At 37.3% G+C, this 19,176-nt stretch carries 19 protein-coding genes; 14 read left to right on the forward strand and 5 right to left on the reverse strand.

Going from position 1 to position 19,176, the window contains the following annotated elements; genetic code table 11:
• Nucleotides 1–31: 31 nt before the first annotated feature.
• From M2M59_RS01230 to M2M59_RS01240, 3 genes are all read left to right on the forward strand, one after another.
• Nucleotides 32–2,725 carry a class III lanthionine synthetase LanKC N-terminal domain-containing protein gene (locus M2M59_RS01230; protein ID WP_249775221.1) on the forward strand — a complete coding sequence of 898 codons (2,694 nt, stop codon included), beginning with the start codon at nucleotides 32–34 and terminating at the stop codon, nucleotides 2,723–2,725.
• 44 nt (nucleotides 2,726–2,769) lie between these two features.
• Nucleotides 2,770–4,392: an ATP-binding cassette domain-containing protein gene (locus tag M2M59_RS01235; RefSeq protein WP_249775222.1), complete on the forward strand. Its 1,623-nt coding sequence runs from the start codon at nucleotides 2,770–2,772 to the stop codon at nucleotides 4,390–4,392.
• A 271-nt stretch (nucleotides 4,393–4,663) separates the two neighbouring features.
• Nucleotides 4,664–4,987, forward strand: a complete 324-nt coding sequence (locus M2M59_RS01240; protein WP_249775223.1) for a MazG-like family protein — start codon at nucleotides 4,664–4,666, stop codon at nucleotides 4,985–4,987.
• Nucleotides 4,988–5,075: 88 nt separating this feature from the next.
• Here M2M59_RS01240 and M2M59_RS01245 read toward each other — a convergent pair whose 3' ends face one another.
• Both M2M59_RS01245 and M2M59_RS01250 read right to left on the reverse strand, forming a co-directional pair.
• Entirely contained in the window at nucleotides 5,076–5,795 is a 720-nt protein-coding gene (locus tag M2M59_RS01245; RefSeq protein WP_249775224.1) for a class I SAM-dependent methyltransferase, read from the reverse strand.
• 43 nt (nucleotides 5,796–5,838) lie between these two features.
• On the reverse strand, nucleotides 5,839–6,747 hold the full coding sequence (locus M2M59_RS01250; protein WP_249775225.1) for a DMT family transporter: 909 nt from the start codon (nucleotides 6,745–6,747) through the stop codon (nucleotides 5,839–5,841).
• Nucleotides 6,748–6,844: 97 nt separating this feature from the next.
• On the opposite strand from M2M59_RS01250, the gene M2M59_RS01255 reads away from it, so the two are divergent.
• The 10 genes from M2M59_RS01255 (at nucleotide 6,845) to M2M59_RS01300 (ending at nucleotide 15,896) form a co-directional block, all read left to right on the forward strand.
• The gene (locus M2M59_RS01255) at nucleotides 6,845–8,314 is read left to right on the forward strand and encodes an amidase family protein (protein WP_249775226.1); all 1,470 of its coding nucleotides are present in this window, start codon (nucleotides 6,845–6,847) and stop codon (nucleotides 8,312–8,314) included.
• A 127-nt stretch (nucleotides 8,315–8,441) separates the two neighbouring features.
• Nucleotides 8,442–8,639 carry a YhfM domain-containing protein gene (locus tag M2M59_RS01260; protein WP_249775227.1) on the forward strand — a complete coding sequence of 66 codons (198 nt, stop codon included), beginning with the start codon at nucleotides 8,442–8,444 and terminating at the stop codon, nucleotides 8,637–8,639.
• Nucleotides 8,640–9,211: 572 nt separating this feature from the next.
• The gene (locus tag M2M59_RS01265; RefSeq protein WP_249775228.1) at nucleotides 9,212–9,838 is read left to right on the forward strand and encodes a DUF7010 family protein; all 627 of its coding nucleotides are present in this window, start codon (nucleotides 9,212–9,214) and stop codon (nucleotides 9,836–9,838) included.
• Nucleotides 9,839–10,118: 280 nt separating this feature from the next.
• The gene (locus tag M2M59_RS01270; RefSeq protein ID WP_249775229.1) at nucleotides 10,119–10,538 is read left to right on the forward strand and encodes a hypothetical protein; all 420 of its coding nucleotides are present in this window, start codon (nucleotides 10,119–10,121) and stop codon (nucleotides 10,536–10,538) included.
• 14 nt (nucleotides 10,539–10,552) lie between these two features.
• Complete coding sequence (ybaK, locus tag M2M59_RS01275; protein WP_147195542.1) at nucleotides 10,553–11,035, forward strand: Cys-tRNA(Pro) deacylase; 483 nt, start codon at nucleotides 10,553–10,555, stop codon at nucleotides 11,033–11,035.
• Between the two features lie 10 nt (nucleotides 11,036–11,045).
• Complete coding sequence (locus M2M59_RS01280; RefSeq protein ID WP_249775230.1) at nucleotides 11,046–11,765, forward strand: YczE/YyaS/YitT family protein; 720 nt, start codon at nucleotides 11,046–11,048, stop codon at nucleotides 11,763–11,765.
• Nucleotides 11,766–11,833: 68 nt separating this feature from the next.
• Nucleotides 11,834–13,033, forward strand: a complete 1,200-nt coding sequence (locus M2M59_RS01285; RefSeq protein WP_184117531.1) for a glycine C-acetyltransferase — start codon at nucleotides 11,834–11,836, stop codon at nucleotides 13,031–13,033.
• Between the two features lie 165 nt (nucleotides 13,034–13,198).
• Nucleotides 13,199–13,987 carry a carbon-nitrogen family hydrolase gene (locus tag M2M59_RS01290; protein WP_249775231.1) on the forward strand — a complete coding sequence of 263 codons (789 nt, stop codon included), beginning with the start codon at nucleotides 13,199–13,201 and terminating at the stop codon, nucleotides 13,985–13,987.
• 253 nt (nucleotides 13,988–14,240) lie between these two features.
• On the forward strand, nucleotides 14,241–15,497 hold the full coding sequence (locus M2M59_RS01295; protein WP_147195712.1) for a Y-family DNA polymerase: 1,257 nt from the start codon (nucleotides 14,241–14,243) through the stop codon (nucleotides 15,495–15,497).
• 60 nt (nucleotides 15,498–15,557) lie between these two features.
• Nucleotides 15,558–15,896 (forward strand): YolD-like family protein, encoded by a 339-nt coding sequence (locus tag M2M59_RS01300; protein ID WP_184117530.1) that lies wholly within the window; start codon nucleotides 15,558–15,560, stop codon nucleotides 15,894–15,896.
• Nucleotides 15,897–15,989: 93 nt separating this feature from the next.
• On the opposite strand, the gene M2M59_RS01305 is transcribed toward M2M59_RS01300, so the two are convergent.
• The 3 genes from M2M59_RS01305 to M2M59_RS01315 all read right to left on the reverse strand — a co-directional run bounded on the left by M2M59_RS01305 (nucleotide 15,990) and on the right by M2M59_RS01315 (nucleotide 17,957).
• Nucleotides 15,990–16,619: a zf-HC2 domain-containing protein gene (locus M2M59_RS01305; RefSeq protein ID WP_249775232.1), complete on the reverse strand. Its 630-nt coding sequence runs from the start codon at nucleotides 16,617–16,619 to the stop codon at nucleotides 15,990–15,992.
• Nucleotides 16,606–17,091 (reverse strand): RNA polymerase sigma factor, encoded by a 486-nt coding sequence (locus M2M59_RS01310; protein WP_249775233.1) that lies wholly within the window; start codon nucleotides 17,089–17,091, stop codon nucleotides 16,606–16,608. Before M2M59_RS01310 ends, M2M59_RS01305 begins: the two co-directional genes overlap by 14 nt.
• 230 nt (nucleotides 17,092–17,321) lie before the next feature.
• The gene (locus tag M2M59_RS01315) at nucleotides 17,322–17,957 is read right to left on the reverse strand and encodes a hypothetical protein (protein ID WP_249775234.1); all 636 of its coding nucleotides are present in this window, start codon (nucleotides 17,955–17,957) and stop codon (nucleotides 17,322–17,324) included.
• Between the two features lie 239 nt (nucleotides 17,958–18,196).
• On the opposite strand from M2M59_RS01315, the gene M2M59_RS01320 reads away from it, so the two are divergent.
• Nucleotides 18,197–19,135 (forward strand): L-threonine 3-dehydrogenase, encoded by a 939-nt coding sequence (locus M2M59_RS01320; RefSeq protein WP_147195530.1) that lies wholly within the window; start codon nucleotides 18,197–18,199, stop codon nucleotides 19,133–19,135.
• The last annotated feature ends 41 nt before the right edge of the window (nucleotides 19,136–19,176 follow it).

Here is a 19,176-nt window from a genome sequence, read left to right on the forward strand (position 1 = left end):
TTTTATTCTAATAGAAATATGAGGTGGGAAAATGTTACCAGTAGAATATTCTAATCATGCGATAGCTTATAAAAATAATTCACCATTTTACATGTTAAATAATAATTTCAAACATCATGAAGCTAGTTTTATAAATCTTATTGATTATGACAAAAATAAAGTTGAAGTTTATGTGAAAAATCCTTGGACTATATTTTTATTCAACAAGAATATCGCTGATAAGAGGACCGTAGGCTGGAAAATACATATTTCTTCAACAATTGATAATTATGAAGAAGTATTCAAAACTATAGCAAATTATTGTATCGAAAATGAAATCAACTTTAAGTTTGCAGCAGATTTAGAGAAATTTAAAGAAGTAAATGAAAAAGGTACTTCTCGGGTGAGTCATGGGAAGTTCATGGTTGTATATCCCCCTGAGAATACTATTTTGACAATACTAGAGGAATTGTACAGTAAGACAAAAGATTTTGAAGGTCCCTATATCCTTAGCGATAAACCATATAAGGACTCGGAAATTTTATTTTATCGTTACGGAGAATATATTCCGATTAGAAGAATTTCTGAACGAGGTACAACAGAGACATTTATCTTAGATAATGAGAATAAATTAGTTCGAGACATAAGAGTGCCTTATTATCGCATACCAGAATGGGTCGAAGATTTAAATGTCCCTATAAAAACAGAGGAAAAATCAAATTTTTTATCAAAGTACAAACCTATAGAAGCATTACACTTTTCCTCTAGCGGAGGAATATACCTTGTAGAAAATCAAGATAAAAAATATTTTATTGCTAAAGAAGCTAGACAATATTCAGCATTGGATTATGCAGGATTTTATGCTCCTGAAAGAATAGAAAGGGAAAAAGATTTCTTAACATTATTGGGTGGGAGTGGTATAACCCCAAAAGTACATGATTTTATTAAGGACCATGGAAACGGATATTTGGTAGAAGAGAAAATTGAAGGTGAATCTTTAAGAGTATACGTATATACGAAAAATCCTCTAATCACTTTAGAGAGAGATGAGTCTGAGATTAAAAAATATTACAAAAATATACTTGATATTCTCCATCAGTTAATCGAAAAGATCAAAATTATTCATGCACATGGTATAGCTCTTTATGATATTTCTGATGCAAATATTATATTAGAAAATAAAGGGGATGGATCATTTAATGTACGAATAATTGATTTAGAACATTCTATGTTTATTGACGAAGAACGGGAAGAGTCAGAAGTATTTACAATAGGTTACAATTCTAACGAAAAGGATTTAGTAAAAAAAGACTTAGATAAGATAATGCTACTAGGTATGCTTATGATATATCCTTTAAATAATTTATATGTATTAGATAATACTAAAAAAATTGCAATGTTGGAATGGGCGCAAAAAAATATACCCTTTTTACCTGATGAGTATGTTTACACTTTATTGAACCATTTTAATGCACAAGGTTTGATAAGTCATATGAGTAAATTATCTACTAGGTATAGTGAAACAGATCTAATAGAAATTGCAGATTCAATAATTAAGTTATTTGACTTTTCGACAAAAGAAAAAGGCTACTATATCCCGGCAGATCCTCATATTTTCAATACAAATCCATTTAGTATCAGTCATGGAATCTACGGAGTATTATTAGGGATTTATCAAACTTATCAAAATTTAGATTTGCCTGTTCCCATTTTAATAGAGGAAATTAGCTTAGAAATTTTCAAAAGAGAATTTTCCAGCATAAAGAATCTTCCAGGTAGCCTTCTTATCGGAAATTCGGGGCTTGTAGCTTATTTATTGAAGATGGGTTTGACTAACGAAGCCCAAATTTTGTACAAGGAAGTATTTTCACAACCAGTCCCTTCATCAAATGATTTATTTTATGGTAAAGCGGGATTGGTTATTATGCATTTGTATTATTGGATACACACAAAAGATGCTGAATCAATAAAACTAGCAGTTGACCTATCAGATCAATTAATAGCAGGAGAAGAGTTGGAATATACAGGTCTTTATGAAGGAAAAGCAGGAATCTCTCTTGCGTTGTTATTAACTTATATTGTGACCAATGACAATAAATTTTTGAAAATGTCAGAGAAGATATTAAATGAAGTTTTAGAAACAACTTATACCAATAAAATTGGGAATTTTACAATGAATAGAAATAAATTAGGTAGTGAGCAAACTGTAGAATCTGCGTTTTTATATAATGGGCTTTCTGGCTTAGGAATGTTATTGCTTTATTTTTATCGTATAACCAAGAAACTAAAGTATAAAAGTTATCTTGATAAAATCACAAAAAGTTTAGAACAAAAAATACACTATTTCCCTGGATTGATGAGAGGTTTAGCTGGTGTTACTGATTTTTTAATTTCATATTATCAATTAGTCGAAGAAGATTCAGAGGTACATGCTAGTATAGAATCGAAGATGGAAACGTTTAGGTTGTATGAAGTGACCGATAAACATGAAAACAACTCCTTAGGGTTTCCAGGTGAACAATCACTTAAAATATCTCACGATTTTTATACAGGCTCAACAGGTATTACTTCTGTTATTAGTAGATGGATATCATTTAATAACAATAAAAAAATAAACCGATCTACCGATATAGTTTTATCTATATCAGAAGAAATAATTGATTATCAAATAAACAAAAGTGATTTATCAAGCACCAGAACAATTAAGTCAGACTATAAAATTAGCAAATTAACTGAAAATCGGTAGATTCAGAGGTAAATAGACACATTATTGCGTATAAGGTGAAAATGATGAAACTAATAATTAAACATGGAAGTGCAAAATATGCAATCTTTGTTTTGTTGGGCCTAGTTGTTATGTCTATTGAAGGATTCCTTTTACCAGAGACTATACGTCGAGTTATTAAAGGATTAGAAAATAGAAGTATGGAGGAGCTTGCATACGGAGTAGGTTTCGGAATTGTTGGTTTCTTAGTTCTTGGATTAGGTGGATATTTTTATCAATATAGCACAGCAAAACTAATGAAGAATTTCAATACAAGTGTAAAATTGATTATTTATGAACACCATGTTTATAAATATCAAAAAAGTTCGAAATCTAGATCATCAGATGTGCTTTCTTTTCTTCAAAATGATTTAAAATTGTTAGAAAGCAACTATATTTCGGCTACAATCAATGCATTTCAAACAATTGTTTTAGTTATTGTAGCCAGTGGATATATTTTGTTAATACATTTTTGGTTAGGTATTATTTTTATAATATTTGCGTTAATCACAATGATTTTCCCTAAATTAAATCAAAAGAAAATTGAAAAGTCTGCTGCCGATTGGAGTAAAGCCAACGAAGATTATACTAATGAATTAACTGAAAATATTAAAGGTGTTGAAACAATTATTGGCTATCAGCGTGAACAAACATTTTTCGAGCGCTTAAAGGCTAATATTACAAATTCAGAATCAAAAAATGTAAAAATGACTATGGCACAAGCGGGAGCAAATCTAACTGCATATGTCGCATCGCATATTTTGAGCTTGATTCCCGTTTTTATTGGTGGGTTCTTTGTTTTTAATGGTTCCTTGGAAGTCAATGCATTGATAGCAGTATACATCGCTAGTGACCGTATTGCTAATCCCTTAGCTGTGACGGCTGGATGTATTAACAGGATTTCAACTACTAAAGGGATACGCAAAAAACTAACCATGCTTGAAAGGGAAAATAGTGCATTTAAACAAAATGATAATCACTCCCTTACAAGTATTTTGCCTCTTAAAATACAAAATGGTCGCATTCAATTTGAAAATAACTTAATATTGGACGGCTTTAATTTGGAGATTCTTCCAGGAAGTAAGCTACTGCTACTAGGTGAATCTGGATCTGGCAAAACTACGATTATAAATATAATTCAGCAAGTATTACCTTTAACCGATGGACAAATAACTTATGGAGGTAAGATTGAACATAGCGCACGAGCTATCAATCGAAACATTAGTTATATACGCCAAACTCCTATGATATTTAATGACACTTTAGAGTTCAATCTTACATTAGGTGAAGACTTTAAGCATGAAGAATTGAACCGAGCAGTTAAAGCTGCTGGACTATCGTCTGTCGTTGAAGAAAAGGGACTGGATTTTGTTCTGGGGGAAAGCGGAAAACATCTTTCTGGTGGACAGAATCAAAGGGTCGAAATTGCCCGTGCAATTTTGAGAGAACGCGAGTTGTTAATTGCTGATGAAGTGACTGCAGCACTTGATAAGGACACTGCTGAAGGCATTCATAATACGCTTTTTAACTTGCCTCAAGCGATTATTGAAATTAGTCATCATGTTAATGAAGACGATTTGGTTAAGTACAACTATGTGTACCAGATTGGGAATAAAAAGTTACATTCAAAAAGAATTACAGTCAAATAAAAGAAATTGATTTTATTATTTATATAAAGGATAATAGTAAAATTCTGCAAAAAGTTCTTCCTAACTCGGAATGAGCTTTTTGTCTTTTTTAGGTGTTTCTAGCTTGTGATATCTTGTTAGAAAATTAGACGTAACCATATTAATATTGAAAACCACGGTTTGTGGAGAGCCGTTTTAAACATAGACTTTAATTGCTGATATTTCCTTTATGGAGTGTATCTGAGGGATTCCAGAAATTGAGAGTGTTTAAAGCGAAGGTACACTCTATAGTATGTATGTGAATGAATTTCAGCAATGGATTAACGATTATTATGAAGAGCGAGGATGGTCACAATTAGATATATTCATCCGTATTGGATTCTTAGCGGAGGAAACGGGAGAGGTTGCCCGAGCAATCAGAGCTCTTGAAATTGGACGCGATCGACCAGATGAAACTGAAAATACATATATTGAAAAGAAGCAGGAGCTTGTAAGTGAATTAGGTGATGTATTGGGAAATATCACTGATATAGCGAATAAATATGATATTAAGCTAGAAGATATCTTTAAAGTGCATCAGGCAAAGTTAGATGACAGGTATAGGGTCAAAAAGTAAACGAGTAATAGTAATCTAAAGAGCCTTGCTACGTATGGATTGTAGCAAGGCCTAATTTATTTTCATTAATAAACTGTTTGGTTAACTATTATTCTTTTACAGCATGAAAGATAAAAGATTTGGTGTCAGATGTGGCTTCGGTAAACGTCCAATCTCCATAAACATGGATTTGTGAAAATCCAACTTGTTGCAATGATTCTTGTATTTCTTCTTGAGTTCGGAATATTAATTGCATTTTTTTCATAATGACTACTTCATTTGTACGTGCAACTTTGATAGTCTCATAAAAAGTAAATATATCACCTACAAATTCATCGTATTCCGTCCAAATTTCTAGTGGTTCGTTGTTCAACGGATTCGTTGCAAGATCAGGTGTCATATCTTCCTGCCACTGTTCCCATTCTTTGGCTAAGGGATTTCGTGTATCAAAAATAAAATGTCCGCCAGGTTTTAATGCTCGATATGCATCAGAAATGACGTTCTGCCAACTTTTATCTGTAAGAAATACTTGCGCCACATTGGCGGTCATGATGACAGCATCAAAAGCATTTGGTTGTAAATTGGAGCTATCCCCAACAATCCAGGTCACTTCCTCTGGATAATCTTTCGCTTTTGCATATTCGATTGCTTCTTCATTCGGATCAATCGCTGTAATATGATAGCCTGACTCTGAAAAATGGGTTGTTAATCTGCCCGTTCCACAACCCAGATCTACTATGTATTTCACGTTTAATTTTTTCAACAGGGCCAAGAAGAATTCATTGTCTTTCCCACAGCCACTAAGTTGGTCATATACTAACGGAATCATGAATCTACCCACTTTCTACAACATGTTTATTTTGGCCATGATATCAAGAGTCTCGTTGTCCACGTCGGCCAAACTTTAAATCCTTTATTCTTATTTTCGTTAAAAACGGCACCTTCGTTTCAGATATAATAATCGCCCCTAAAATAAGAATTGCGCCAAACGCCATTTTAATGGTCAAGACTTCATGCAAAATGAGTACGGAAAAGACCATGCCCCAAAAAGATTCTGTTGAAAGGATGATGGCGGCTTTTGTATCTGTGGTGAACTTCTGAGCAACTGTTTGAAGCAAAAAGGCAGCGCTTGTAGAAAAAATACCCAAATATAAAATAGAGAGTGTTCCGCCCGTTTCAACCGTGTGGAAACTTTCTCCTTTGAAAAAGACAACAGCAAAACCAATAAGGGCAGCAGTCGTCATTTGGACTAATGTCAAAAGAATTGGATCGGCATCCTTCACAAATTTGGCTGTATAAAAAATATGGAAGGCAAAACCAACTGCACAGGCTAGTGTTAATAAATCCCCGATATTGATAGAAGAGGACAATTTCAGCGAGAGAACGCCGATACCGATAATGGCAAGGAACGCCCCAATGAGTTCGAAGTAGTCCATCTTTCTTTTATACAGAAGTAAGCCGATAAACGGTACAATGACGACATTCACCGCTGTTAAGAAAGCATTTTTGGAGGGGGTGGTAAATTGTAGCCCGACTGTCTGAAGCGCGAAAGCCAAGTATAAGAAAGTCCCCAATATTGCTCCTTTGAAAATTGTTTCTTTGTTTATTCCTTTTAACTTTTTATAAAAAACAATGCCTAATATGACTGCTCCTATGAAAAAGCGAATCGCCAATATCTGATACGGCGTAAAATGCTCTAAGGCAATGGCACTCGCCACAAAGCCGCTTCCCCAGATAATCGCTGTAATCGTCAGAGCGAGTTCTCCTATGTATTTGCGCATTACTTCCCACCTTCTTTAATATTGATAGCTCTAAACATATCAGAAAATAAAGAGTATTGCTATAATGATTGGTAGAAAAGTTGCCAGGAGGGACGAGATGAGCACATCAACAAAAAGAGAAAAATATAAAATGGAAGAATGGTCGATCAAACAAATTCAAGAAGCTTTGCAGAATGGGGAATTGACGGTTGTAGAGTTAGTTGAATGGTATATAGAGCGAATTAAACAGTTTGATAGCAGCGGTCCTGCAATTAATTCAGTCCTCAACATAAATCCGGATGCATTAAACATAGCTGCTGATATGGATAAGGCGATGGGATCGGGGGAACGAGGTCCTCTTTTTGGAGTTCCTATTCTTCTGAAAGACAATATTGAAACAAAGGATCCGATGCCCACTACAGCAGGTGCCATTGCATTAAAGGATAACTATGCGAAGAAGGACTCATGGGTAGCGAAAAAACTTCGAGAAGCAGGTGCAATCATATTAGGGAAAACCAATATGAGCGAGTGGGCATATTTTATGTCTACTAAGGCACCTAGCGGCTACAGTGGAGTGGGTGGACAAGTTAAAAATCCTTATGGGCCGGAGAATTTCGAGGCTGGATTTGTAGGCGGCTCAAGCTCTGGTTCTGGCGCAAGTATCGCCTCTAATTTTGCGGTGGTTAGTATTGGAACGGAGACATGTGGTTCCATTCTGAATCCATCGAGTTTGAACTCCATTGTGGGCATCAAACCAACAGTCGGACTAATTAGCCGAAGCGGGATTATTCCACTCGCCCTTAGCCAAGATACGGCTGGTCCTATGGCAAGGACGGTAAGAGATGCAGCTATTACATTAGGTGTGTTAACGGGTGTTGATCCAACTGATCCTATCACAGCAACAAGTGAAGGTAAGGCACTTCAGGATTATACAAAGCATCTCAAGATGGACGGTTTAAAAGGAGCTACAATTGGTGTTGATCCTCTCTTTTTGGATAGGCACGATGAAGAAACGACAGAGCTAAAAGAAATGTTGAATATAGCGATGGGTGAATTGCAAAACCTAGGCGCTGTTATAAAGGAAGTGGAGGTCCCTGAACATGATCTCCGTTCCGATGTCCTGTCCTATGAATTCAAGCATCAAGTGAATCAGTATTTAAAGACAACCTCAGATTCTGTATCAGTGAAAACGCTAAAAGACATTATTGCCTTTAATGAAGAAGACCCTTATAACAGGATGAACTATGGCCAAGATTTATTGATTGAGTCAGAGGGAAGAAGCGAGAGTCTAGAAAATCCAGTTTATCTGAAGCAACGCTCAGATGATGTGAAATTATCAGGAGAACTTGGCATTGATAAGGTAATGGAAGAGAATGGTTTAGATGCTCTGTTATTTTTAAGTGACTCTGGCGATGAATTGCCTGCCAAAGCGGGTTATCCTTCTATCACAGTTCCTGCGGGTTACACAAAAACCGGGCTTCCTGTAGGTTTGACGTTCTCAGGCTTGGCATATAGTGAACCAAAGCTAATCGAATTAGCCTATTCCTACGAACAACAGACGAAGAGGCGCGTACCACCAAAGTTTTAAATGAGAAGGTCATGAGTGGATATTATTCAGGGGAGGAGAATGATGAAAAAGAACTTTTTCCTGCAGCTAACGAGTGTTATGCTTTTGCTCAAAAGTAATTTCTGATTCTCCGAAAGTGAAAGTTATTGTGAATGCTATCCGCCAAGCAAAAAAACAAAAGGGAATTGTCGATATAACAGACCCACAATATAGAATGGATACTGATCAAGACAGATACTACTTGTGGTTCAATGAGAATGGCTCTGCCACCATAATGAATGATAAGGATAAAAATACGATTTTTAAAATAGCAGACGCGAAAAATCTGGAAGATGTCATAAAGTGATACGTCTACTGCATGAAGAGAAAAATGAATCTAGAACAAAAGATTAATCTAGACGTTTTTATGGTTTTCAAGAAGGAATGAAGCATAATGAAAGAATATTTACTACACGAAAATGGGATATCATTATTTTTATCTTTGTTTATGTTACTGGTTATGTAAGCTCAGTTATCTTTATTGGAGGGCCAGTGACTTACTCAGGGCCAATAGGAGTTTTAATAGGGTTCCTTTTAGTCCAAAGATGGAAGTACAAGAAATATTACAAATCCAAAAAATATTAATCAGTATATAGTTTGCCCTTAATCTCCGAGATTAAGGGCTTCTTTATGTTGACGGAAGTATACAGGTGAAATAGATGGAGATGTAGAATTATATAATTGGCTAAAAAATATAATGTGAGCAGAGTGTGTTTTTTCTTTATTTAGAAAAGTACTGTGAGCGGAGCTAAAGCTTTAATCTAACTTGTGATTATCTTCAATAAGATTTTCCGTTGTTGTGCACAATCCTTGATAAGGATAAGCACTTAATTCATTTAAGGGCAATTTAAAGAAACATGTTGTGGAGGTGGAAATTTAATGGAGAGGGAGATTCGTGTGTCGGAAAGCGTTATTTCTAGAGCGGACATTCGTGGGACTGCTTCCGGGGTTATGTTTATGGCCTTTTTCGGGACAGTTTGGGCGGACGTTGGTATTGGAGGTTTGCAGGGCTTGGGTTCTATTTGGTTACTAATTCTTGCAATATTTATCGGTGCTACTTTATTTTTCTCGGGGATTGCATTGATTAGGAGTTCCCGAAACTTGGATAGTACAAATACCCATGGTTCTAAGAATGTCAATGTCAACAAGTGGTTTAATATTGTTTTTGCTACAGAATTTTTGTTGATTATTATTGCTGCTATCATTTGCAATACTGTTGGACATTTCGATTGGTTTTTTCCGATTATGGCTATAATTGTTGGGGTGCACTTCTTTCCTCTTGCTTACCTTTTCCAAGTCAAGGCTTATTATGTTACAGGAACGCTCCTTTGTCTGCTCGCGATTGTGACACTACTCTTTGTGCCATTGAAGTCCAGTCTTGGACAGCATCAGATTAACACATGGTGGACATTGGTTGGCTTGGGTTCTATGTTGATATTATGGATAACCAGCCTTGTGATTTTGTCCGTGGGTAGGAGATTACTTAGGATGGCACGAGACCAATAATATTGTTACACACTGGGCGTTTTAGGTGAACATACAGAAACTTTGTTGCTGTTGTGGTTTTAGTTGTTACACTTTATTCCTCCAGAATCTAGTTTCAAATACTGAGACTATCGGTTTTCTATCGAGGTTGCAAGTTTAATTTGAAATAGTGGAAAAATATTTTGAGCCCCATTCGTCTATTTCCACTTTTCTGATATATTAATAGATGAAGATAAAAAAAGCTCTTATTTGTAAGCATATTCGACAATAGAGTTAGGATAAAAAGGGGGAGGTTGTCGCCATGCATGTTTCGTCACTTCTGGAAAAACAGTATACGGATATAGAAAACCGCAAGAGGGCGCTTCGCCATAAAACAGCGGATGAGACTTACCGGAGGAACGCTCAATATCATAAGCCGAGACCATCTATTGAAACGTTGCTGAATTTATTGACGGGAAAGACAGATCAGGAGCACAATGAAGAGTATACTGCTTCTGCCCGCAACCAAAAGGGCAAAGACATAGGAAAGAATAGCATCTGGCGCATACATAATGATCCTGTTACTCAAATAACGAATACATCTCTCAAGGAGTCTACATTTGAGCAAGTACCATCAAAGCAGCACATAAGGGAAAAAGCAATTTCGCGCTATACTTTTCAAACCAGCATGGCCAGACAAGGCTTTCAATTTGCTGAACCGACCATCTACATGTTCATTTAGGAGGGGAGATTGCTATGGCAAAACATAAGATACAAAAAACAAATGCCGTCCGTTTGTTGGATGGTCAAAAAATCCCTTATACATTGACGGAATATGAAGTGGAAGACGGGAAGATTGACGGCGTAGCAGTGGCGCATAAGATTGGGCAGGCAGAAGAGAGCGTATATAAAACGCTTGTCGCAACAAGCGGCAAAGGCAATCTCTATGTCTTTGTCATCCCTGTAGCTTCTGAGCTGAATCTAAAGAAGGCAGCAAAAGCGGTTGGCGAAAAGAAAATAGAGATGCTGCCTGTGAAAGAGCTTCTGCCGAATACAGGTTATATCAGAGGGGGCTGTTCGCCGATTGGTATGAAAAAGCAGTATCCTACATGGATTGATGACGCAGCAGAAAAACTAGATGAAATATTTGTTTCAGCCGGGAAGATTGGTATGCAAATTTGCTTGTCGCCGGAAAGTCTAGCAAAAGCGGCACATGCAAAATTCACATCTCTAGTTTAAAATAGAAGTAATGAATGAAGGAAGGCATGTTCATGCATGGCTTTCTTTTTCTAATGGTGAAAGAAGGGATGAAGTGAAGAAAGTAAATACGTGGCGTTTGCTGTTCTTTTTCGCTGGCCTAATGGTTATAGGGCTGGGGATTGCACTGACAGTAAAAGGCCAGCGTTTTGGCGTCGGTTCATGGGATGTGCTGCATATTGGCCTGTATCAACAGTTTGGTTTATCAATTGGTACATGGTCGGAAATAATCGGCATTCTCATCGTGACACTATCCTCGATTGGTATTAGGCGATGGCCGCATATAGGCACATTTCTTAATATGATTGTGGTCGGACTCTTCCTTGATTTCTTCAACTGGCTTTTGCCAGATCCGCATCACTTCGCTTTTCAATTAATGGATTTTATTCTCGGTACCATTCTCATCGCTATCGGTTGTGGCCTGTATATACCGGCCCATTTTGGGGCAGGGCCACGAGATACCGTGATGCTGTTGCTTGTTGAAAAACTCGACTGGAGCATTACTTCGGCACGTACCTTCATGGAATTCACTGTAGCAGTCGGCGGCTACTTCCTTGGTGGACCTGTCGGCATTGGTACGGTTGTAATGGTCTTCGCACTAGGGCCCATCATCCAGGTAGCACTTCGGTATAGCGAGAAGGCTTTGAAAAAATGTATGAAAATAGATGACGGTAAACATAAGCAAGTAGAAAAAGAAATCATAGAGCAGTAGTGGCTGGCATAGAAATGCAAAACTAAAAATAGTTATGCTACAATACGATATAGATATGCAGGAAAGGGATGAGGACTTTGTCACACGTACTTAATACATTCTTAAACGAAAATTTACAACAGCTTCGCGACCAAGGATTATACAACGAAATCGATGCCGTTGAAGGCGCGAATGGTCCAGTAATCCAAGTTAAAGGAAAAGAATTAGTTAACTTGTCTTCCAATAACTATCTTGGATTAGCGACAAATCCTGAATTAAAAGAAGTTGCCAAAAAGGCAATTGATAAATACGGCGTAGGTGCAGGCGCTGTGCGTACAATTAACGGTACGCTTGATTTGCATGTGAAGTTAGAAGAAAAATTGGCTGAGTTTAAAGGAACAGAAGCAGCGATTTCCTATCAATCAGGCTTTAACTGTAATATGGCTGCAATTTCAGCTGTTATGGATAAAAATGATGCCATTCTTTCAGACCAACTAAACCATGCGTCTATTATTGATGGCTGCCGCCTATCAAAAGCGAAAATTATTGCATTCAACCATTCTGATATGGAAGATCTTCGCCAAAAAGCGAAAGAAGCGAAAGAATCAGGCCTATATAACAAAATTATGGTCATCACAGATGGCGTCTTCTCAATGGACGGCGATGTGGCAAAATTGCCTGAAATCGTAGAAATCGCAAAAGAATTTGATCTGATTACATATGTGGATGATGCACATGGTTCAGGTGTAATGGGCAAAGGGAAAGGAACAGTCAAACATTTTGGCCTTCAAAATGAGATTGACTTCCAAATCGGTACATTATCTAAAGCAATCGGTGTTGTTGGCGGTTATGTTGCTGGTAAGAAGAACCTAATCGACTGGTTAAAAGTCCGCTCACGTCCATTCTTATTCTCTACAGCATTACCACCAGGTGATGTAGCTGCTATCACACGTGCAGTTCAAATGCTGATGGACTCTACAGAGCTTCATGACAAGCTTTGGGAAAATGGCGATTACTTAAAAGCCGGCCTGAAAAAATTAGGCTTTAATATCGGTCATTCAGAAACACCAATTACGCCATGCATTATCGGCGATGAAAAATTAACACAAACATTCTCAGCTCGTCTTCTTGAAGAAGGCGTCTATGCGAAATCGATTGTGTTCCCAACCGTTCCAAAAGGCACTGGCCGTGTACGCAATATGCCAACAGCTGCCCATACAAAAGAAATGCTTGATAAAGCGCTAGCGATTTACGAAAAAGTCGGTAAAGAGCTTGGTGTTATTTCTTAATATCCTAAAATCTCGCCATTATGGCGGGATTTTTTTATGTTAAAGGACTGTCTAGTATCTCGTTTTTATATACTTTTTGATTCAGAAAAGATAGAATAATATGTATATTTTTCAGAATTGAAAGTTTACTATGGGGGCGAAAAGTTCAAACGGAGGTACGCAAACATGAAGATAGGATGCATTCAGTTAAATGTAGCATTTGGTGATGTGGAAAAGAACTTTAAAAGAGCTGAACAGTTCATTCGCGAAAGTGCTAGTAAAGGAGCCAAGCTTGTTGTCTTGCCTGAAATGTGGAATACAGGTTATGCGCTGAAAAAGTTAAATGAATTAGCGGATGATCATGGGGAAAGAACTAAGAAATTCTTGCAGGACTTAGCTGCAGAACTTCGCATCGATATTGTCGGTGGCTCTGTAGCAACAAAGAGAGATAATCATTTCTACAATACGATGTATGTTGTCGATAAAGAGGGCAAACTCGTAGGAGAATATGATAAAGTCCATCTTTTCAGTCTCATGGATGAACATTTGCATTTATCCGCAGGAAGCGAAAAGAACAACTTTGCTTTAGGCGACTTGCAGGCGGCGGGCGTTATTTGCTATGACATCCGTTTTCCAGAATGGCTGCGCCTTCATACATTAAATGGGGCAAAAGTGTTGTTCGTTGTAGCACAATGGCCGACGCCAAGAATTGATCATTGGAAATTGTTACTCCAAGCAAGAGCTATTGAAAATCAATGCTTTGTTATAGCTGTTAACCGTATTAGCAACAAGAAAGAAAATTTCAACGGCCAGTCCATGATTATTGGGCCTTGGGGTGAAGTATTGTGGACGGGAAATGAGGATGAAGAGCTTGCTGTTATTGACGTGAACTTCTCTCATGTCGATGAAGTGCGAGATCAAATTCCTGTCTATGATGACCGGCGGCCTGATTTATACAAGGATATTCTATTGTGATTAAAGCGAGAGAAGCTATTTCTCTCGCTTTTTTACTTATTGTTAAAACCTGCCTCTTTGGATATAAACGTATATCCATCCTTTCAGTGAATATAATATATCCACAAACCCTTTCTACATTCCTCTCTCGTTATTTTTATCTAGAAAATAAAACGTTACATTTTGGTAAATGCTCTTTATGACTTGTCATCTCACTTGTCTCATTTTAGAATTAGAACAAATGTTCTTTATTGAATGGAGGGAGTTCGCTGTGCTGTATGAAAATATGCCAAATAAATCGATTATGTGTATAGATATGCGATGTTTTTATGCGAGCTGCATGGCGACACTCGCTGGTTTGAATGTGCTGAATGAAGCGGTTGCCGTTGTTGGTAATTTGGAGCAGCAAAGCAGCATCGTGCTTTCTGCATCTCCCATTGCGAAAAAACGTTTCCAAATAAAAACGGGCACTCGGTTATTTGAAATTCCGAAGCACCCCGATATCCATGTATTTGAAGCAAAGATGGAGTACTTTGTGCGTATGTCTGTTGAAATCACTAAGTTATTTACGAGCTATGTACCGAGCGAAGCGATTCATGTTTACAGTATTGATGAAAGCTTTATTGATTTAACAGGCACGGAGAAGCTATGGGGGGATCCAGAACAAACAGCGCGTGCCATTCAGGATGAGCTTTACAAGCAATTTGAGATTCCAAGTACTGTCGGTATGGGACCTAACATGCTTCTAGCAAAGCTTGCACTCGATTTAGAAGCGAAAAAAACAGGTTTTGCAAAGTGGGACTTTGAGGACGTTGAGAAAAAGCTATGGCCTGTTATGCCGCTGTCTGAAATGTGGGGAATTGGACGCCGCACCGAACGAACGCTAAACCACATGGGTATTTTTTCAGTGGGCGATTTAGCAAATGCCGATTTATCTGCACTCGAAGAGAAGTTCGGCATTATGGGCAACCAGCTTTACCACCATGCATGGGGGATTGATTTATCTACCGTAGGAGAAGCACCAATTGTCGAAGGCCAAATCAGTTTCGGCAAAAGCCAGATATTAAAACGCGATTACCATACGAAAAAGGAAATCTTCATCGTGCTGCTTGAGATGTGCGAGGATGTAGCCAGGCGGGCAAGGGAAGCTTATAAAGTGGGCCGCACCATTACATTGGGCATATCGTATAGCCGCGATGCTTTTGGCGGAGGCTTCCAACGCGCAAAAACGATTGATGAAGCGACCAATGATACAATGGCGATTTATCGTGTATGCCTGCAGCTTTTTGAAGAGCATTACAACGAACGTCCTGTGCGACAAATCAGCATTAGCATATCAAAATTAGAATCAGAACAGTCACTGCAGCTTAGCCTCTTTGATACAAAACGCTGGAAACGCCGCAAGCTCGGCGCCGCGATGGATCACCTTCGTGCACATTACGGTTCGACAGCTATACTTCGCGCCGTTTCGTATACAGAGGCAGGTACTGCGATTGGACGCGACGGATTGCTTGGAGGGCACAAGCGCTAAAGTCTGAGAGGATTTTACAGCTTATTAATGCGAGACGGGATAAAAAGGAGATGTGTGTTAGTGCTACGCGACCGAGGGAATATCAAGTGGACGGCTATGATGCTGCCAGAACACGTCCAACGTTTGAAAAACTGGCAAAGTGAATTAAAGCAAATCAAAAAACCTGCATATGACGAATGGACACTGCAGGCGTTAGAAGAGGAAGTACTACAAGCATACTACAGCAAAAAAGAAGTAATCGTAGAAGTATGGCATGATAAAACGAGCCGTAGCTTTACAGGCATCATTGCCGACCTTAACAGTGAAAAGAAAAAACTGTTAATACAAGATCAACATGCATTCTCTAAAAATCATTGGGTGGATGTGGACTGTATTATTCATTTGGAGATATTGGCGTGAAAATCATTTAAGACCTGCGTCAACAAATAAACCTACTCCTTGAACTGAAATGAGTAGGTTTGAATTACATAAAGAATCATGAACAAAAATAGACTATTTCTTTTTCCATATAAGTTTTCCTTTATTAATAGCTGTTTTTATTGCTTCTTCAGAAAGATTCTTCTTATCAAAATCTCCATAATATACAGCATCCACATCTTCATTTTTAGATAAATTGAAATTTGTATTTTCAAGATGGTCATAAATAAAACTATAGCCGATTGTTTTTGCATAATAAACTAAGAGTATTTTCTCTTTCTTACCTTCAATTTCAACATCTACGGGTCGGGAGACTTTTACGCTAACAAAATCAGGACCAGAATAAGTGGACCAAAGTTCATGATCTTTTTGTTCTACCGAAATTGAAATATCATTATATTGAATCGGAATCTGATACCCGAAGATAAGTAGTAGTGCAGACAGCATAAGTAAGAATGAAATAATCATTGTTGATAAAACTGTTTTTATTTTTTTCTTTTTTAATTTATTATTAATTTCTTGGAAGGCATCGGTATTTGTTTCTTTAGGTATATAGTAAGAATCTGACAACGTTTTATACTCTTTTTGACAATCAGAACAGGAGGCTAAGTGATTTTCTACTAATTCATTGGAATCTGGACTAGTTACTTGGTCAATATATAATGGCAATAAATCTTCAATAATAGAGCATTTAATATTTTTCATCTTCGCTCTCCTCCATATACTTAATAATTTTCTTTTTCGCTCTATAGTAAGTAACTCGCGCCCATCCAGAGCTCTTATTAAATAGCAAACCAATTTGTTCAAAAGGCAGCTCTCCGAAAGTCCGAAGAGAAAAGATCTCCTTATAGGGTTCTTCCATGGTGTGAATGAATTGATGGATCTTAAATGCTTCCTCATTAATAACAAGTTTGCTTTCTAGAATGATAGAGTTACCTTCTGGTTCAAAGTTCGTATCTCTTTTATTTTGCTTGTAGTAAGAAAAATATGTATTTTTGGCAATCGTAAACAACCATGCTCGAATATCTTTTGAGCCATCGAATGAATGAATGCTCTTTAATGCTTTAAAAAATGTTTCTTGGGTAATTTCCTCTGCTACACTTTCACTACGGCTAATTGATTTAAGATATAAATAGATTTCTTGGAAATATACTTGATAAAGCTCTTCAAAAGACACATAATTCCCCCTCCCTCTCTCACCCTTACTTATATAACTATGTAACTTGCTTTTCGTTACAGCTTTTCATGAATTTTAAATTTATAGCTGCTTTTAATATAAGTAATAATAATCCAAATAAAAATAAAAATTTATAATAATAAAAACAAAAAAGCCACAAACGTATAGATTCAACGTTTGTGGCTATTAATAATTTTAGGTGTACACACAGAGTTTGCTGAAAATTCCTTTCACATTTGAAGTTCTTTCATATCCTTAAAAGAATAATACAGCAAGTACTTCTGTACACCTCTAGCATGTTCTATTGCTTCAGCTGAATATCGACTAAAGTTTTCTTTATTCTGCTCCTTGGCAGAAATCAAACTTTCAATCGACGGCACCATCCACTTTTCAGTTAACTGCGGCATCATTTCACGTGCGCTCTCAATATTTCCAAGCAAGACTTCGCTGTGGGCAATCATATAGCTTTGATAAGGCTCTTTCTGAATTTGTTTTGCTTCAGTCAGCGCTTGATCGTAATGTTCTTCTAGTAGGGCAAGCAAGCATGCGTAATTATGTTTGATATAAGGCTGTTGATGGGTGGAAATTATTCGTTGAAGCGCGTCTTTTTGTTCTGCTAAGGATTCATGGGCGATGGCGTATGGATAGGCGAACAATGCTTTTTGCTTGTTTCTTTTAAGGAAGCGGTCGATTTTTTTAAGATTGTTTGTCCACCATAGTGCATTGAAGTGGGGATAAAGTGTAAACATAAATACATATAAGATAAGCAAAATAACGATTAGCCATGTAGGGATATCCATTAAAAGTAGAAAAGAGCATGCTAGGATAGCAAATAAATAAATGAGCGTTAATTTTACTAATTCCATTCGTTCACTCCTTTTTTCGTTTAGTATAAATGAAAATTCAGAAAAAGTCTCAGACGAAATCAGTAGATGAGCACTAGTTGTGCTTTCTAGAAATACAGTATATAATAAATCCGAAAAAACACTTTAAATAATAGGCATTAAGGGATTAGTTTGTACACTGTGAAAATACAAATGTTTTCAGGAAGAGAAAATGTACTGTCAGAAAAAACAATTGTATGTAATAGAGGGAGGATTATACAATGAAAAAAATAATGATAACAGGCGCGTCTGGCCAAATCGGTTCAGAATTAGTGGCGAAGCTAAGAAAAGAATATGGTACCGAAAATGTACTAGCTACAGATATAAAAGAGAGTGCCAACCAAGCAGGACCATTTGAAAAATTAGACGTAACTGATGCAAAGCGCATGCATGAATTAGCGAAGAATTTTGAAGCAGATACAATCATGCATATGGCAGCGTTGTTGTCAGCAACAGCTGAAGAAAGACCATTGTTCGCTTGGAATTTAAACATGGGCGGCCTTGTGAATGCTCTTGAAGTAGCACGCGAATTAAATATGCAATTCTTTACACCAAGTTCTATCGGCGCGTTTGGCCCATCAACACCGAAAAATAATACGCCTCAAGACACATTACAACGTCCGACTACTATGTACGGCGTAAATAAAGTAGCGGGTGAACTTCTTTGCGATTATTATTTCACACGTTTCGGCTTAGATACGCGCGGCGTTCGTTTCCCTGGATTGATCTCCAATGTGACTCCTCCAGGCGGCGGTACAACAGACTATGCGGTGGATATTTATTATAAAGCTGTACAAGAAGGAAAATATACTTCTTATATCGCACAAGGTTCATATATGGACATGATGTATATGCCTGATGCATTGCAAGCAATCGTTGACTTAATGGAAGCAAATCCAGAAAAACTCATTCACCGTAATGCATTCAATGTAACAGCGATGAGCTTTGAACCAGAAGAAATTGCAGCTTCCATCCGCAAAGTAATGCCAGAATTTACAATGGATTATAAAGTGGACCCTGTACGCCAAGCAATTGCAGACAGCTGGCCGAATTCGATTGATCCAACAGCGGCAAAAGAAGAATGGGGCTTTAAAGCAAAATTTGATTTAGACGCAATGACAATCGATATGTTAAATGTATTAAAAGAAAAATTAAAATAGACTAGGCAAGGAGCAGCATTTTAAAATGCTAATCCTATATG

This window comes from Rummeliibacillus sp. G93 (assembly GCF_023515935.1).
In the GTDB taxonomy this organism is placed as follows: Bacteria; Bacillota; Bacilli; order Bacillales_A; family Planococcaceae; genus Rummeliibacillus; species Rummeliibacillus stabekisii.

Bases quoted from the DNA above. Each gene is read 5' to 3' on its own strand.
- M2M59_RS01255 (WP_249775226.1), top strand. From the start codon at position 6,845: ATGAGCACATCAACAAAAAGAGAAAAATATAAAATGGAAGAATGGTCG.
- M2M59_RS01305 (WP_249775232.1), bottom strand. From the start codon at position 16,619: ATGAAAAATATTAAATGCTCTATTATTGAAGATTTATTGCCATTATAT.
- ybaK (WP_147195542.1), top strand. From the start codon at position 10,553: ATGGCAAAACATAAGATACAAAAAACAAATGCCGTCCGTTTGTTGGAT.
- M2M59_RS01240 (WP_249775223.1), top strand. From the start codon at position 4,664: ATGTATGTGAATGAATTTCAGCAATGGATTAACGATTATTATGAAGAG.
- M2M59_RS01280 (WP_249775230.1), top strand. From the start codon at position 11,046: ATGAATGAAGGAAGGCATGTTCATGCATGGCTTTCTTTTTCTAATGGT.
- M2M59_RS01285 (WP_184117531.1), top strand. From the start codon at position 11,834: ATGAGGACTTTGTCACACGTACTTAATACATTCTTAAACGAAAATTTA.
- M2M59_RS01265 (WP_249775228.1), top strand. From the start codon at position 9,212: ATGGAGAGGGAGATTCGTGTGTCGGAAAGCGTTATTTCTAGAGCGGAC.
- M2M59_RS01290 (WP_249775231.1), top strand. From the start codon at position 13,199: ATGAAGATAGGATGCATTCAGTTAAATGTAGCATTTGGTGATGTGGAA.
- M2M59_RS01230 (WP_249775221.1), top strand. From the start codon at position 32: ATGTTACCAGTAGAATATTCTAATCATGCGATAGCTTATAAAAATAAT.
- M2M59_RS01270 (WP_249775229.1), top strand. From the start codon at position 10,119: ATGCATGTTTCGTCACTTCTGGAAAAACAGTATACGGATATAGAAAAC.
- M2M59_RS01235 (WP_249775222.1), top strand. From the start codon at position 2,770: ATGAAACTAATAATTAAACATGGAAGTGCAAAATATGCAATCTTTGTT.
- M2M59_RS01245 (WP_249775224.1), bottom strand. From the start codon at position 5,795: ATGATTCCGTTAGTATATGACCAACTTAGTGGCTGTGGGAAAGACAAT.
- M2M59_RS01250 (WP_249775225.1), bottom strand. From the start codon at position 6,747: ATGCGCAAATACATAGGAGAACTCGCTCTGACGATTACAGCGATTATC.
- M2M59_RS01315 (WP_249775234.1), bottom strand. From the start codon at position 17,957: ATGGAATTAGTAAAATTAACGCTCATTTATTTATTTGCTATCCTAGCA.
- M2M59_RS01320 (WP_147195530.1), top strand. From the start codon at position 18,197: ATGAAAAAAATAATGATAACAGGCGCGTCTGGCCAAATCGGTTCAGAA.